Origin of the sequence: Alkanindiges illinoisensis (assembly GCF_004377485.1) — a bacterium.
GTDB classification, from domain to species: domain Bacteria; phylum Pseudomonadota; class Gammaproteobacteria; order Pseudomonadales; family Moraxellaceae; genus Alkanindiges; species Alkanindiges illinoisensis_A.
This window is the reverse complement of record NZ_SNTY01000007.1, coordinates 1-14954: the sequence shown is the minus strand read 5'-3', so window position 1 is coordinate 14954 and position 14954 is coordinate 1. Positions and strand designations below refer to the sequence as shown.

13 protein-coding genes are annotated in these 14954 nt (G+C 45.9%); 10 read left to right on the top strand and 3 right to left on the bottom strand.

Going from position 1 to position 14954, the window contains the following annotated elements; translation table 11 throughout:
• The first annotated feature begins 79 nt into the window (after positions 1–79).
• The 9 genes from E2B99_RS01415 (at position 80) to sohB (ending at position 10664) form a co-directional block, all read left to right on the top strand.
• On the top strand, positions 80–1246 hold the full coding sequence (locus tag E2B99_RS01415) for an HlyD family secretion protein (protein WP_134243273.1): 1167 nt from the start codon (positions 80–82) through the stop codon (positions 1244–1246).
• Positions 1247–1420: 174 nt separating this feature from the next.
• On the top strand, positions 1421–2965 hold the full coding sequence (locus E2B99_RS01410) for a DHA2 family efflux MFS transporter permease subunit (RefSeq protein WP_134243221.1): 1545 nt from the start codon (positions 1421–1423) through the stop codon (positions 2963–2965).
• Between the two features lie 127 nt (positions 2966–3092).
• Positions 3093–3977: a methylisocitrate lyase gene (gene prpB / locus E2B99_RS01405; RefSeq protein ID WP_134243220.1), complete on the top strand. Its 885-nt coding sequence runs from the start codon at positions 3093–3095 to the stop codon at positions 3975–3977.
• 2 nt (positions 3978–3979) lie between these two features.
• The gene (prpC, locus tag E2B99_RS01400; RefSeq protein WP_134243219.1) at positions 3980–5107 is read left to right on the top strand and encodes a bifunctional 2-methylcitrate synthase/citrate synthase; all 1128 of its coding nucleotides are present in this window, start codon (positions 3980–3982) and stop codon (positions 5105–5107) included.
• Between the two features lie 239 nt (positions 5108–5346).
• A complete protein-coding gene (locus E2B99_RS01395; RefSeq protein ID WP_134243218.1) occupies positions 5347–7509 on the top strand; it encodes a malate synthase G in 2163 nt (720 codons plus the stop codon).
• A gap of 213 nt (positions 7510–7722) precedes the next feature.
• Positions 7723–8634, top strand: a complete 912-nt coding sequence (locus tag E2B99_RS01390; RefSeq protein ID WP_134243272.1) for an NAD(+) kinase — start codon at positions 7723–7725, stop codon at positions 8632–8634.
• Positions 8635–8685: 51 nt separating this feature from the next.
• Positions 8686–8970, top strand: a complete 285-nt coding sequence (locus tag E2B99_RS01385) for a YeaC family protein (RefSeq protein WP_134243217.1) — start codon at positions 8686–8688, stop codon at positions 8968–8970.
• A gap of 199 nt (positions 8971–9169) precedes the next feature.
• On the top strand, positions 9170–9595 hold the full coding sequence (locus tag E2B99_RS01380) for a hypothetical protein (RefSeq protein WP_134243216.1): 426 nt from the start codon (positions 9170–9172) through the stop codon (positions 9593–9595).
• Between the two features lie 103 nt (positions 9596–9698).
• Entirely contained in the window at positions 9699–10664 is a 966-nt protein-coding gene (gene sohB / locus E2B99_RS01375; protein ID WP_026470491.1) for a protease SohB, read from the top strand.
• A gap of 422 nt (positions 10665–11086) precedes the next feature.
• On the opposite strand, the gene E2B99_RS01370 is transcribed toward sohB, so the two are convergent.
• Positions 11087–11800, bottom strand: coding sequence for a type 1 glutamine amidotransferase domain-containing protein (locus E2B99_RS01370; RefSeq protein WP_134243215.1), 714 nt, complete (start codon positions 11798–11800; stop codon positions 11087–11089).
• Positions 11801–11958: 158 nt separating this feature from the next.
• On the bottom strand, positions 11959–12975 hold the full coding sequence (locus E2B99_RS01365; RefSeq protein WP_134243214.1) for a glycosyl transferase family protein: 1017 nt from the start codon (positions 12973–12975) through the stop codon (positions 11959–11961).
• A 192-nt stretch (positions 12976–13167) separates the two neighbouring features.
• On the opposite strand from E2B99_RS01365, the gene E2B99_RS01360 reads away from it, so the two are divergent.
• A complete protein-coding gene (locus E2B99_RS01360) occupies positions 13168–14310 on the top strand; it encodes an acyl-CoA dehydrogenase family protein (protein WP_134243213.1) in 1143 nt (380 codons plus the stop codon).
• A gap of 70 nt (positions 14311–14380) precedes the next feature.
• Here E2B99_RS01360 and E2B99_RS01355 read toward each other — a convergent pair.
• On the bottom strand, positions 14381–14954 hold a 574-nt coding region (locus tag E2B99_RS01355; RefSeq protein WP_134243212.1), incomplete at its 5' end, for an IS30 family transposase.

Genomic DNA, 14954 nt, shown 5'->3' with positions numbered 1-14954 from the left:
GCTGCGCAAGGAGCATAAAATGTCGGCCAATGCCACAAATGTTCAATCGCCTGATGCTGTTCATCATGCCCAGAGCAATATGACAGAGGAAAGCGTGTCATCTCATGCGGATGCACAGACTCAGGATGCTTCTGCAATCAATAAGAGAAAGCGTTTACCCAAGATTATTTTAGCAATTTTTTTAGTCCTTGCCGTACTGGGGATCATTTATTATTTTCTGGTTTACCGGTTTTATGAATCCACTGATAACGCCTATCTAAAGGCTGATGTTACCTGGGTTAGTCCACGTGTTGCTGGCGAAATTACCCAGCTAAACGTCAAAAATAACCAGGAAGTCAAAGCCGGTCAGGTTCTAATGAAACTGGACGACCGTGATACACAGGCACGTTATGAGCAGGCACAGGCAATCACCCAGCTTAAAGAAGCCGCTCTTAGTGTGCAGCAGCAAAATGCAGCCAGTCAGAACGCGGTAATTCTGGAAGCGCAGGCTGGACTTGATCAGGCATATGCTGGACTCAAGCAGGCACAGGCTGGCGTGAATCAGGCACAGGCCGAAGTAGCAAGAACACAAAAAGATGCAGCGCGTTATAATGCCTTATTACGGGAAGGGGTGACTACAAACCAGCGTGTTGAATCGGTACAGGCGCAATATCAATCGGCACAGGCACAATATCAATCCGCGCAAGCGCAATATCAGGCCGCACAGGCGCAAGTTAAACGTGCAGAAGCAGGTATTGGAGGTGCCAAAGCCCAGTTTGGCAGCATCCAAGCCAGCCGTGAGCAATTGGTGGCAGATGTGAACAGTGCCAAGGCCAATGTTAACCTGATTGGCGTAGATGCCTCATCTGCTCAGGTCGTTGCCCCGGTTTCTGGCACCATTGGTGATCTGGCGGTGCGTCTGGGTAGCCGGGTTAATCCGCAAACCCGCTTATTGGCCATTGTACCTCTGGAAAAAACCTTTGTAGAAGCCAACTTCAAGGAAACCCAGATTACTGATATGCATGTTGGCCAGAAAGTAACAGTAGAACTGGATGCCTATCCTGATCATGAGTTTACCGGGCATATTGATAGCTTTTCACCAGCTTCCGGTGCCGAATTTTCCCTGATGCCACCTGAAAATGCTACTGGTAACTTTAACAAGGTTGTCCAGCGTGTGCCGGTAAAAATCCTTTTGGATCGCAAAGCAGCTGATCCGGTATTGCGTCCGGGTTTGTCAGCCACAGTGAAAGTTGATTTGCGGACCTAATCATCCTAATAAATCATTACTTAAATTCGATGGCATGATTTTGTCATTACATTGCCACTGCTTTTGGGTGTTTTAAACCAATAGTAAAACTGTCCAGATCATGTTTATTTGGGCAGTTGCTATTGTGGTTAAAGTTGTTGTTTTTAAAAATAGTGGTCAGCACTGGAATTGAGTATGAAAATTAGTCCTGCTGCGGCATGGGCCATGTTTGGTGCCATGGTCTTTGGCAACTTTATGGCAATTCTGGATATTCAGATTGTAGCCAGTTCAATCAATGAAATTCAGGCAGGCCTTGGGGCAAGTCAGAGTGAAGTTGCATGGGTACAAACCATTTACCTGATTGCCGAAGTTATTGCCATTCCACTGTCAGCCTTGCTGTCCAATTTGTTGTCGACCCGAGTGTATTTTACCATTTCAGCACTGGGTTTTTCGCTGGCTTCTTTAATGTGCGGTTTCTCATGGAATCTGGAATCCATGCTGGTATTTCGCGCCTTTCAGGGTTTTCTGGGCGGTGGCATGATTCCCACCACCATGGCAGCGCTATTTGTATTGTTCCCCAAGGAAAAACAAGCCTTGCCCATGGTTGTGGTAGGAATGGTGAGTACACTTGGCCCGGCTATTGGCCCGACACTGGGCGGCTGGCTCACCACGCATTTTTCGTGGCACTGGATGTTTTTCATCAATATCATGCCGGGGCTGCTGATTGCCTCATTTGTGTATTCAGCGCAGGATCTGGATAAACCCAATCCGGAATTGTTTGCCCAGATTGACTGGCTGGGACTGGCCAGTATGGCTATTTTTCTGGGTGGGCTTGAGTTTGTGCTGGATGAAGGCCCACGGAATGACTGGTTTTCCGACCATGCGATTTTATATACCGCCATTGCCTGTTTGCTTTCGGCAATTATTTTTTTCTACCGCTGCCTGACAGTGCGCCAGCCAATTGTTGATCTTAGTGTTTTCAATAACCGTAATTTCAGCTTAAGTTCCATGATGACCTTTGTATTGGGCATGGCGCTGTATGGCATGGTGTATATCGTTCCGGTATTTCTGGGTCAGGTTCGTGGCATGAACAGTAGCCAGATTGGCCATATCATGCTGGTGATGGGCATTACCATGTTCCTGTTTGCGCCTTTTGTGGGTTCGGTGATGTCCAAGTTTGATGCGCGCAAGGTGATTTTTGCAGGCCTTTCAATTGCAGCACTGGGCGTTGCGCTAAACGCCAATCTGACTACCCAAAGCGATTTTGGAGAGTTTTTTTGGCCACAGGTGTTGCGCGGCATTGGCATGATGATGGGCCTGATTATTATGTCGCAACTGGCGATGTCGACCTTGCCGCTTAATAAGATCAAAAGTGCTAGCGGCGTATACAACCTGACCCGTAATATTGGCGGGGCAATTGGTCTGGCTATTATTAACACGCTGATTGACCAGCGCATGGCAGTGCATGTCACTGGCCTAAGCAGCTACCTGATTCCATCACGTCCTGAAGTGGTGGATTATGTGGCGCAATTAACCGCCAAGTATCAGACGATGGCTGGCGATCAGGCGGAACAACTGGCGATTACCATGCTGAGTCGACAAATGCATTTGCAAGCACTGACCTTAACCTTTAACGACATCCTAAAAATGCTGGCTGCACTCATGTTTGCCACGGCCTTTATTGTCTTTTTTGTGAAGAAACCCAGCAATAGTTCTGTAGATAACATGGCGGTTCACTAGAATTGGCAGAAAACATCATGATTGCGCCGTTAAATTAGAGTTTTTATTCAATTTAACGGTGCAAGCTTGGTTAAAGCTTTATATACTCGGCAACCATTATCACGTTGCAACGCTAATGGATATTTTTATGAGTCAGTCAAATTCCGCAGGCCGTCGTTTCCGCGATGCGCTCGCTGTAGAAAAACCATTACAAATCCTCGGTACGGTGAATGCCTATGCCGCCATGATGGCAACGCAAGTCGGCTATAAGGCCATTTACCTGTCCGGTGCCGGTGTTGCCAACTACTCTTACGGCTTGCCAGACCTTGGCATGACCAGTCTGGATGACGTACTGACCGATGTGCGCCGTATTACCAGTCAGGTTGATACCCCGTTGCTGGTGGATATTGATACTGGCTGGGGTGGTGCATTCAATATTTCCCGTACCATTAAGGAAATGATTCGTGCTGGTGCTGCTGCCGTGCATATTGAAGATCAGGTCGCACAAAAACGCTGTGGTCACCGTCCTAACAAGGAAATCGTGACTCAGGCAGAAATGGTTGATCGCATTAAAGCGGCAGCTGATGCCAAAACTGATCCCGATTTTGTACTGATGGCCCGCACCGATGCGCTGCAACAGGAAGGCTTGCAGGGTGTGATTGACCGTGCCTGTGCTTGCGTAGAAGCGGGCGCTGATGCCATTTTTGCCGAAGCCATGACTGACATTACCATGTACCGCAAAGTGGTTGATGCTGTTGGTGTTCCGGTTCTGGCTAATATTACCGAATTTGGTACAACCCCGTATTACACCGTGGATGAATTGGGTGAGCAAGGTATTGGCATGGTGCTGTATCCGCTATCTGCCACCCGTGCCATGCAAAAAGCGGCACTGGAAGTCATGCAGGCCATTCGCAAGGAAGGCACGCAGGTCAATGTACTGGACAACATGCAAAAGCGCAGCGAGCTGTACGAGTTCCTGAACTATCATTCTTTTGAAGACAAATTAGATCAACTCTTTAAACAGGAGAAATAACAATGGCAGAAGGTAAAGTATTGTCTGGTGCGGGGCTGCGTGGTCAGGTAGCGGGTAAAACAGCACTGTCTACTGTAGGAAAATCTGGCGCGGGTTTAACCTATCGCGGTTACGATGTCAAAGACCTTGCGGAACATTGTGAGTTTGAAGAAGTTGCTTACCTGATTTTCTTTGGTGAACTGCCGAATGCTGAACAACTGGCTGCCTACAAGGCCAAGTTAAAAGGCCTGCGTAGCCTGCCTCAGGCATTAAAAGACGTGCTGGAACGCATTCCTGCCGATTCTCATCCCATGGATGTGATGCGTACTGGCTGCTCGATGCTGGGTAACCTTGAAACAGAACAATCATTTGATCAGCAGCAGGACGTGGCTGACCGCCTGCTGGCTGCATTCCCGTCCATCATTACCTATTGGTATCGCTTTAGCCATGACGGCGTGCGTATTGATGAAAACACCGATGATGATTCCATCGGCGCGCATTTCCTGCATTTGTTAAAAGGCGAGAAGCCGAATGAATTACATGCCAAGGTAATGAATGTATCGCTGATTTTGTACGCAGAGCATGAGTTCAATGCCTCTACATTCACTGCGCGTGTGTGTGCGTCAACCCTGTCTGACATGCATTCCTGCGTGACTGGCGCGATTGGCTCCCTGCGTGGCCCATTGCATGGTGGCGCCAACGAAGCCGCGATGGACATGATTGAAAAATTCACTGATCCTGATCATGCCGAAAGCGAAATGATGGCCATGCTGGCACGCAAAGACAAGATCATGGGCTTTGGTCATGCCATCTATAAGGACAACGATCCACGTAATGGCATTATCAAGCAATGGTCAGAAAAACTGGCGGCTGATGTAGGCGATACCGTACTGTATCCAGTGTCTGTGCGCTGTGAAGAAGTGATGTGGCGCGAGAAAAAACTGTTCTGTAATGCAGACTTTTTCCATGCGTCGGCTTATCACTTCATGGGGATTCCTACCAAGCTGTTCACACCAATTTTTGTGATGAGCCGTCTGACTGGCTGGGCTGCCCATGTGATGGAACAGCGTGCCGATAACCGTATTATTCGCCCAAGTGCAGAATATACTGGCCCAGAACTGCGCAGTGTAACGCCTATTGCTCAGCGTTAATTTGCTATCGTAAGACAAAAGCAGGTTTTAAGGCCTGCTTTTTTTTATATTTAGAGTTATATGCCTAGTTTAATATCCTAGTGTAATTTTTAAACCTATTAAATAATTCTTAATTTTAAAACGCTTACTTTTTCCCTTTGAAACAATGAAACACTTTAAGACTATAGATTCATGCAAAGTGGCTGACAAAACAGTATAATGTCGCCTTTCTTAATTTTAGTAGCGCATTAGGATAGACAATGACTGCACGTATTCAACAAGGCAACTTAAGCATTGCCAAAGAATTGTACGATTTTATTGAAAACGAAGCCTTGGCGGGTACAGGCGTCGACAGCGCAACCTACTGGAAAAACTTTGAGCAGGTCGTTAGTGATCTAACACCAAAAAATAAAGAATTACTGGCCAAGCGTGAAGAACTTCAAGCTCAAATTGATGAATGGCATCGCAATAATCCTGGCTTTGACAAAACCGCCTATCAGGCTTTCCTGCGTGAAATTGGTTATATCGTGCCGGAAGGCGAAGACTTTCAAATTACTACTGAAAATGTTGATGAAGAAATTGCAACTCTGGCAGGTGCCCAGTTGGTTGTACCTGTACGCAATGCCCGTTATGCATTAAATGCGGCCAATGCACGCTGGGGTTCACTGTACGATGCCTTGTATGGCACCGATGTGATTTCTGAAGCTGACGGCGCTGAAAAAGGCAAAGGCTATAATCCGGTTCGTGGTAATCAGGTGATTGCATTTGCTAAAAATTTCCTCGACAAGACCTTTGCATTGGAAAATGGCTCACATAGCGACGCCACCAAATATGCAATTGATGGCAACAAGCTGGTTGTGAGCCTGAAAGATGGCAGCACAACAAGCCTGAAAAATACCGACCAATTGGTAGGTTATAATGGTGATACTGCTCAGCCTAACGAAGTCTTGCTGAAAAATAATGGCCTGCATGTTGTTATTCAAATTGATGCCACTAGCCCAATTGGCCAGACTGATGCTGCTGGCGTAAAAGACCTGCTGGTTGAAGCAGCCGTAACCACCATTCAGGATCTTGAAGATTCGGTTGCTGCTGTTGACGCAGAAGAAAAAGTAGAAGGCTACCGCAACTGGCTGGGCCTGATTAAAGGTGACCTGCAAGAGTCTTTCCAGAAAGGCGGCAAAACCGTTACCCGTCAAATGAATTCTGATCTGACATTCAAGGATTTAAACGGTGGCGAGTTAAAGCTGCATGGCCGTTCACTCATGCTGTTGCGTAATGTGGGCCATTTGATGACTAACCCAGCCATCCTTGTAGATGGTGAAGAAGTCTTTGAGGGCATCATGGATGCGCTGGTGACTTCACTGCTGACTATCCATGACATCAAAGGTACCAACACGCTGCGTAATTCACGCACCGGTTCCATGTATATTGTTAAGCCAAAAATGCATGGCCCAGAAGAAGTGAAATTTGCAGTTGAGCTGTTTGAGCGTGCTGAACAAGCGGTTGGCCTGCCACCGAAATCCCTGAAAATCGGGATCATGGATGAAGAGCGCCGCACTTCAGTTAACTTAAAAGAGTGTATCCGTGCTGCGGCTGACCGCACGATCTTTATTAATACGGGCTTTATGGATCGTACTGGTGACGAAATCCATACGTCTATGGAAGCTGGCCCGGTTGTGCGTAAGGAAGAAGTCAAAACCCAGAAATGGCTGGCGGCTTACGAAAACCGTAACGTGGCGATTGGTCTAGCCTGTGGTCTGCAGGGCAAAGCCCAGATTGGTAAAGGCATGTGGCCAAAACCAGACATGATGAAAGACATGCTGGCCACTAAAACGGCGCATCCTAAAGCGGGTGCGTCCTGTGCATGGGTTCCATCACCAACTGGTGCGGCTTTGCATGCGCTGCACTACCATGAAATTAACGTCAAAGCACGTCAGGATGAACTGAAGTCCCAGCCAGCAGCTTCACTGGAAGACCTGTTAACCCCGCCTTTGGCTGCTGATACCAACTGGTCTCAGGACGAGCTGACTAACGAACTGGAAAATAACTGTCAGGGTATTCTGGGTTATGTGGTTCGCTGGGTTGATCTGGGGGTTGGTTGTTCCAAAGTACCCGATATCAACAACGTTGGCCTGATGGAAGATCGTGCAACCCTGCGTATTTCCAGCCAGCATGTTGCCAACTGGCTGCGTCACAATATTGTGAGCAAAGAGCAGGTACAGGAAGTGCTGGAGCGTATGGCTGTGATTGTTGACCAGCAAAATGCCAATGATCCATTCTATAAGCCAATGGCGCCAAACTTTGCTGATAGCATTGCTTTTCAGGCTGCCAGCGATCTTATTTTCAAGGGAACAGTACAGCCAAGTGGCTACACTGAGCCATTGCTGCATGCTGCACGCCTACAGCTAAAAGCTGCACAGTAAGTTTTAAACATTAAAAAGACCGCTCTAAATCAGGGCGGTTTTTTTTATTGAGATTTTTATACAAACGTAATTTTTTTAGGGTTGTACAATGTCTAAACAGCAAATGCTAAAAACCAGCAAAAACCAGTCTGGTTTTTAAGACAGATTTTATTTTAATGTTATGATGGATTTGCAGGTTTGGCGGAGTATTAGCGGGTGAAGGATAAACAATCCATCAGTTTTCGTGGCGGTTCTCGTAGTGACTTTCGCAATGTTGGCCTGGTCGGACGTACTGGAAAAGCAGCTGTCGTCGATACCTTGTGCCTGTTGTATGAGCATTTGATTGCTAAAGGCTTGCATCCCATCTTTGATGAGGAAACAGCTACACTCGTGCCAATGGAAGCAGTACAAATAGTTTCACGCGCTTTGCTGGGTGAAGCTTGTGATCTGGTGATTGTCGTCGGGGGCGATGGCTCACTACTGCATGCGGCACGCGATTTGGTGCGTTATAAAACGCCGGTGATTGGTATCAACCGTGGTCGACTGGGTTTTTTAACCGATATTTCACCGCATGAGGTGTTGTTTAAACTTGATCAGGTTTTAGCAGGTCATTATCACATTGACCGCCGGTTTTTGCTTCAGCTGGAAGTGCGGTCAGGCACTCAGGTGAAATATGAAGCCATTGCCTTGAACGATATTGTGCTGCACGCTGGTAAATCGGTACACATGATTGACTTTGAGCTAAGCATTGATGGTCATTATGTCTATCGTCAACATAGTGACGGGCTGATTATCTCAACGCCTACTGGCTCTACGGCCTATGCATTGTCTGCGGGTGGCCCAATTATGTATCCCACCATGGATGCCGTGGTGATTGTGCCCATGCATCCACATACCTTGTCCAGCCGGCCGATCGTGGTAGGCGGGGAAAGCGAAATCAAGATTTATATTCGTGATAACCGGGTTTTGCCGATGGTGAGTGCTGATGGTCAAACCAGTGTCTCCCTGCAAATTGGTGACTGGTTGCATATTCGCAAACATCCCTTCAAACTAAGTCTGCTCCATCCACCCGGCTATGACTTTTATGCAGCCTGCCGTACCAAGCTGGGCTGGAACCAGGATTTTGATAAATTCCATGAGGATTAAGTTTGCTGTCAGCATACTTTTTGGAAAACTGGCTTTTAAGAGAAATGACACATGAATATTGATCAAGTACTGGCTGCATTAACACCAGAAATTGTAGAACGGTTTAAGACAGCAATTGAAATAGGCAAATGGCCAGATGGGCGTCTGCTAACACCGGAACAGCGGGAAACCTGTATGCAGGCTGTGGTAGCCTGGGAACACAAACATTTACCGGAAGAGCAGCGCACTGGCTATATTGACCGCGGTAGCAAGAAAAAAGATGAAAGTTGTGATTCACACAGCCATGATTCATCTGATAATAATCCCGATGAAGAACGCCCACTGCGTCTGGTATAAAGCTGGGCTATTATAAAATAGTAGTTATAAAACAGTATTAACAGGCTAATTAATTGGCCTGTTTATTTTTAGAAAGTTTATTCGATTTATTGCTGGTCAGTCCTATTTACTTATTTTTTGATCATTATCCCAATCAATGAAAACTTACTTGCACTCAATCTTGTACTCAGTGTTAAAGGGCAGCCTGATTAGCATTTTCATGCTCACTGCACCAGCTGGTTATGCACAAGAAATTAATTCTCAAGAACTTATAATTGAACATAATAGTCAGGAAGGCGAGAGTGATCTTGCCTATGACTTTTTTACTGGTACTTTACAACTCATTGTGCCTGTACAGGCAAACCCTGATCAAGGTGCTAAGCAACCTGTGCCGCAATTGCAGCTTAACCGTTGTGATCTGGGGCAAAATCAGTACATGCTGATAGAAAGTCATGATCATGCCGTGCAACAGTTTATCCAACACTATAATAAACAGCTTCAGACTGCCGAAAGTGAAGGTCATAAAATTCAGGCCACTGTTATTGGTGCTTATAAGGAAAGGGACGGTAAAAACTATTTACGGGTAAAAAGCATTGAGAATGTAAAAACGGATACAAGCTGCCATTTAATGGACATGTTTCCCTAAAGGGCCTGTCAGAACATTTTCATGCTGCAAAATGCCAGTTGAAATTCAGGCCAGCGACCCCTATGTTATTAAAGTTATTTTTCAAAAAATTCAGAGAACATTTATGCTATTTCATATTCCCAAATTGCCATCGGAAATGCAGATTACCCACTTGAATGGCAAGCTGGAAGATCAGCAGCTCAAACTGGCAGAATCCCTGATGGGCTGGAGCGAGCAGCGTGAGCTGAAAAAGCGTATTGAGCGTGACCAGAAACAGCGTAAAAAAGACAATCAGCGTATTTTTGTACTGGACTTTAAAGGTGATATTCAGGCCAGTAGCGTTGAGCATTTGCGTGAAGAAATCACAATGATTTTATCTACTGCCAAGGCAGGCCGTGACCGGGTTATTTTGCGTCTTGAAAGTCCAGGTGGACTGGTGCATGGCTATGGTCTTGCAGCAGCACAACTGGCGCGCCTGCGGGATGCCGGATTTAATCTCACCATTTGTGTGGACAAGGTTGCAGCCAGCGGTGGCTATATGATGGCCTGTCTGGCGCATGAAATTATTGCAGCGCCTTTTGCTGTGGTGGGTTCTATTGGTGTGGTTGCCCAGATGCCCAACTTTCACAAATTGTTGAAGCAGCATAATATTGATTTTGATGTGTATACGGCAGGTGAATACAAGCGCACAGTGACTGTATTTGGTGAAAATACCGATGAAGACCGTGCCAAGTTCGAATCCGAATTGCAGCAAACCCATGCGCTGTTTAAGCACTTTGTTGAAAAATATCGCCCCAAGCTGAATGTATCTGAAGTTGCCACAGGTGAGCACTGGTATGGTGAAGATGCACTAAAGCTGAATCTGGTGGATAAACTTGAAACCTCGGATGCTTATTTGCTGTCCTTGCTGCCCAAGCATGATGTATATGTCCTGCATTCACGCAAGAAGCCAACACTTGGTGAAAAGCTTGGTTTGCAAGCTGCCCAGCTAAGCAGTGAGCTTGCGCCAGTATTAACCAATGTATTGCGTGAAAGCCTGATGAAACTGAGCAGCAAGGTTGTCATGCTAAAAGATAGCCGTTTAGGTTAAAGCGCTGGATGATTAGGCTGTAGTTATAAAAAAACGTCTGATGGTATCAGGCGTTTTTTTTATAGATGATTAAAACCACGATGTTAGCGGTATACCAGAGTCCATTTGTGTTAAATAATCCAAAAAATAATCTTTGGTCTGGGTTTCGAGTGCAGTCAGCACCTGCCACTTTTTACGCTGATTTGCATTGGTACTCAACCGTGCTGCAACCTTAATAATTGCTTGCCTAGAATTTCAGAAGTTAACAGCTTGTTTAAATCTTTTTGCCGAGCTTTTTTAGAGTAAATTTTAGAATTGGTCATATTTGTAGCTTTAAAATTGATAGGCAAAAAATAAATTAGCAAATAAATAGAGTAATTGCTCTAATTATTTGCCAAGAGTTTGTATTTTTAAACAGTGAGATCTACTGATGAATTAATACATTAGCTATCTAACCTGCTAAGGACTGCCTGACCTACCGCATGCGCACTTTTAGGGTTTTGCCCCGTAATGAGCAAGCCGTCTTCTACCACATTTTCAGTAAAGGGAATCAGTGCTTTTTCATAGTAAGCACCGCGCTGAGTCAGTTCATCTTGCAGGCTAAATGGCACAGCATGGTCCCGTTTGGCCAACTGTTCTTCCCTCCATGAAAAACCCGTGAGTTTTTTATCTTTAATTAAATAATTTCCGTTGGAGAGTTTTACATTCAGCAAGCCACAAGGCCCGTGGCAAACCGCAGAAACGATTTTATTATTTTCATAAAACTCGGCAATCAGTTGGCCAAGGGGTTCATTGTTGGCAAAGTCAAACATCACGCCATGACCGCCCGTTAGATAAATGGCATCATATTGATCCACATCAACATCAGCCACACTTCGCGTGTTTTTAAGCTGGTCCATAAAAGCCCGGTCTTCATAGCGCTTATTAACAGCATCTTTTAAACCTGTCATTTGAATGAGTTCGGGCATTAACAGGCTTTCCGGGTCGATGGGCACATAACCACCTGCTGGACTGGCAATATCCATGGACAAGCCAGCTTTTTCCAAAACATCCCAAAAGTGAGTAAGTTCACTAAGCCATAAGCCAGTTCTATAACCAACTTTTTCAAATTCTTCGGTGTTAGTTACCACAATCAGGACTTTTTTGCTTTGGGTCATGCTGGCAATCTCTTGGAAAGGATGTGCCAGCAGTGTAGAGCTTTTAAAATCTAATATGCTGATAGTTAACCAATTTTAACAGCACTTCAAACAAAGCACTGTGCTTGTATACCTAACACAACACTAAAAAATGAGAGATTAGCTTATTTACTAATAGGTTATTTTTCATGACGTTGTTGCCATAGTTGCTGGGCAAGATTCAATGCGTCTTCAATCGAATCTGCCTTTTGCAGGCTATAAAGTGCCAGCGCCAGCGTGCCAGTAATGGCCTGATAACCATAAGCATGTTCAGCCGTGCCTTGCCAGACAGCAATAAAATGATCAAGGTCGAAAGCTTCCTCAGCATCAGAGCGGGCAGGATTGAGCATTGGCCATTCCAGCTCATAACCCGTGCTATTTTGAATACCGACCACCAGCGTGCGCGCATCCGGATTACGTTCAAACTCACCACCTTCACCTTTAATCACGGCGGTGTTCTGATAACCCAGTCGCAGGGCTGCCTGCTGATGTGAGGCACGATAAGCCGGATGAAAAATGGCTTGCAGGGTAACCGGGGCATTTAAAGGATTAATCAGGCGGGCAAGTGTATGCACGGGTGAACGCAGGCCCATCAGGTTGCGCATTTCAATAATATCGCCCAGTTTTGGTGAGAATGCGGCCAGCGGCATGTAGGCAAAATTATGTTGTAAGAGTGCCTGTTCTACCTGCTGACTATTGTGGCAAATCTCATGGCCCAGTTTTGGCAGCACATCTTCAGTGTACAGGCGGTTAATGGTGTGACCTGCTGCACCGTGCACAAAAATCCGATAGCCATGTTTAGCCAGTGTTAAGGCAGCTAGCAAAAACCACGGATAATGCTTGCGCTTGCCTGCATAGCTTGACCAGTCCAGATCTATTTGCAGCGCTGGAAGTTGAATCCGGTCTTTAGTGGCCTGTACAAAACCAGCCAGTTCATCGACCGATTCTTCCTTAACCCGTAGCAGCATTAAGAATGCACCAAGCTGCACATCTTCTACTTCATCATCCAGAATCATGCCAAAAGCGTGCAGCGCTTCCTCATAGGTGAGCGAGCGACTACCACGTTTTCCTTTACCCAAAATACGTACATACTGGGCAAACGGATGTTCATTATCCTTATAAATATTGGCTTGGGGACGGGGGCGGGAAGTCGTCATGATTTAATATCTTATAAGCTGAAGTGATACTGGCCAGAAGAATAGCAAAATGCGCGCCACAATGGCTTGATGGTATTGCACCAAAGTGTTCAATTGTTTTGGTATTAATCAGTATTAATACTGCAAAAACTGTCCTGTATAATGGCATAATCACTGCCGTTGTTTTTAGATCAATTTTGAAAGGAATTTTTTATGTTGGCACATGATGCTGATTTAGAATTGTTTCGCGACAATTTCCGCCGCTTTCTGGCTGAAAACATCAAGCCTCATTATGAGCAATGGGAAAAAGAAGGCATCATGCCACGCTCCGTCTGGAATCAGTTGGGTGAAAATGGTTTTCTGTGTGTCGACATGCCGGAAGAATACGGTGGTTATGGTGTACCAACCAATTATTCCCTGATGCTGGTTGAAGAAGCGGCGCGTGCTGGTTATGGCTCACTGTCTACCGCCATTTCCGTACACTCTGAGATTGTTGCGCCTTATATTTTGCACATTGCCAACGAAGAGCAAAAACAGCAGTGGATTCCAAAAATGGTGTCCGGTGAAGTGGTTGGCGCGATTGGCATGACCGAGCCAGGTGCTGGTTCTGATCTGCAATCGCTGCGCAGTAGTGCCATTTTGCAGGGTGACCATTATGTGCTCAATGGTTCCAAAACCTTTATTTCTAACGGTCAACATGCTGACTTAGTGATTATTGCGGCCAAAACTGATCCGGCTGCGCGCGCCAAGGGTGTATCCCTATTGCTGGTAGACACGCATCTGGAAGGTTTCAAGAAAGGCACTAACCTAGACAAGATCGGCCTGCACTCACAGGACACCTCTGAGCTGTTCTATGACAACGTAAAAGTACCTGCCAATCAGTTGCTGGGTAATGCCGGTCAGGGCTTTGCCTACATGATGCAAGAACTGCCACGTGAGCGTCTGGGTATTGCCGTTACTGCGCTGGGTTCTATTCTGGGTGCGATTGACGTAACGCTGCAATATGTGAATGAGCGTCAGGCATTTGGTCAGCCGATTGCCAAATTCCAGAATACCCGCTTTGTATTGGCACAAGCCAAGATCGAAGCACAGGCCACTCAGGCATTTGTGAACCAGTGTATTGAGCAATACATGGCAGGACAGCTGGATGTACCTACCGCTGCGGCTGCAAAAGCCTATACCACTGACATGCAGTGCAAAGTTGCCGATAACCTGCTGCAATTGTTTGGTGGCTATGGTTATATGACTGAATATCCAATTTCACGTTTCTATGTAGATGCTCGTATTCAGCGCATTTACGGCGGCACCAACGAGATCATGAAAGAAATCGTTGCCCGTGAAATTCTGGGCCGTTAATTAGTCTACTAATCTGCATGGCGTTAAACTGGGCAAAGGTCTGGTTTAGCGCTTTTTGTTTTTATCGGACTTAGATTAGCATTTGAAGTGCAACACCATGTTCTTGGAATAATACCTGACTCGGACTTTTAAATCCGAGTCTTTTTCTTGGACGATGGTTCAATCGTTGAGTGATTTCTGCAATATATGCATCCGTATAGTCATTCAAGTCACTGCCTTTTGTAACATATTGTCTGATCAATCCATTTGTATGTTCATTCGTGCCTCGCTGCCAGGCGCTATAAGGATCAGCGAAATACCAGTCGACCTCTAATTCCTGAGCAGCATACTCATGCAGGCTGAACTCCTTACCATTGTCCGCGGTAATCGTCTTGAGCTGTGCTTTGATGGGTTCCAATAATCTGATCGTGGCTTGGCAAATTTCCTCAGCCTTTCGCGTGCTACACTTTTTTAGCCAAAGATAACCTGTCTTCCGGTCTACAATTGAAACCAGGGATTGTTGGTGATTCTTGCCAACAATCGTATCTATTTCCAGATCACCGAAGCGAGAGCGCTGCTCAATCTCAGCAGGTCTGTCGTGAATGCTTTTGCGGTTAGTCAGCTGACCACGAGTCTCAATAGAGCCATACTTTCTTTTACGTTGG

Bases quoted from the DNA above. Each gene is read 5' to 3' on its own strand.
- E2B99_RS01385 (WP_134243217.1), top strand. From the start codon at position 8,686: ATGAATATTGATCAAGTACTGGCTGCATTAACACCAGAAATTGTAGAA.
- E2B99_RS01365 (WP_134243214.1), bottom strand. From the start codon at position 12,975: ATGACGACTTCCCGCCCCCGTCCCCAAGCCAATATTTATAAGGATAAT.
- E2B99_RS01410 (WP_134243221.1), top strand. From the start codon at position 1,421: ATGAAAATTAGTCCTGCTGCGGCATGGGCCATGTTTGGTGCCATGGTC.
- prpC (WP_134243219.1), top strand. From the start codon at position 3,980: ATGGCAGAAGGTAAAGTATTGTCTGGTGCGGGGCTGCGTGGTCAGGTA.
- sohB (WP_026470491.1), top strand. From the start codon at position 9,699: ATGCTATTTCATATTCCCAAATTGCCATCGGAAATGCAGATTACCCAC.
- prpB (WP_134243220.1), top strand. From the start codon at position 3,093: ATGAGTCAGTCAAATTCCGCAGGCCGTCGTTTCCGCGATGCGCTCGCT.
- E2B99_RS01370 (WP_134243215.1), bottom strand. From the start codon at position 11,800: ATGACCCAAAGCAAAAAAGTCCTGATTGTGGTAACTAACACCGAAGAA.
- E2B99_RS01360 (WP_134243213.1), top strand. From the start codon at position 13,168: ATGTTGGCACATGATGCTGATTTAGAATTGTTTCGCGACAATTTCCGC.
- E2B99_RS01380 (WP_134243216.1), top strand. From the start codon at position 9,170: ATGCTCACTGCACCAGCTGGTTATGCACAAGAAATTAATTCTCAAGAA.
- E2B99_RS01415 (WP_134243273.1), top strand. From the start codon at position 80: ATGACAGAGGAAAGCGTGTCATCTCATGCGGATGCACAGACTCAGGAT.
- E2B99_RS01395 (WP_134243218.1), top strand. From the start codon at position 5,347: ATGACTGCACGTATTCAACAAGGCAACTTAAGCATTGCCAAAGAATTG.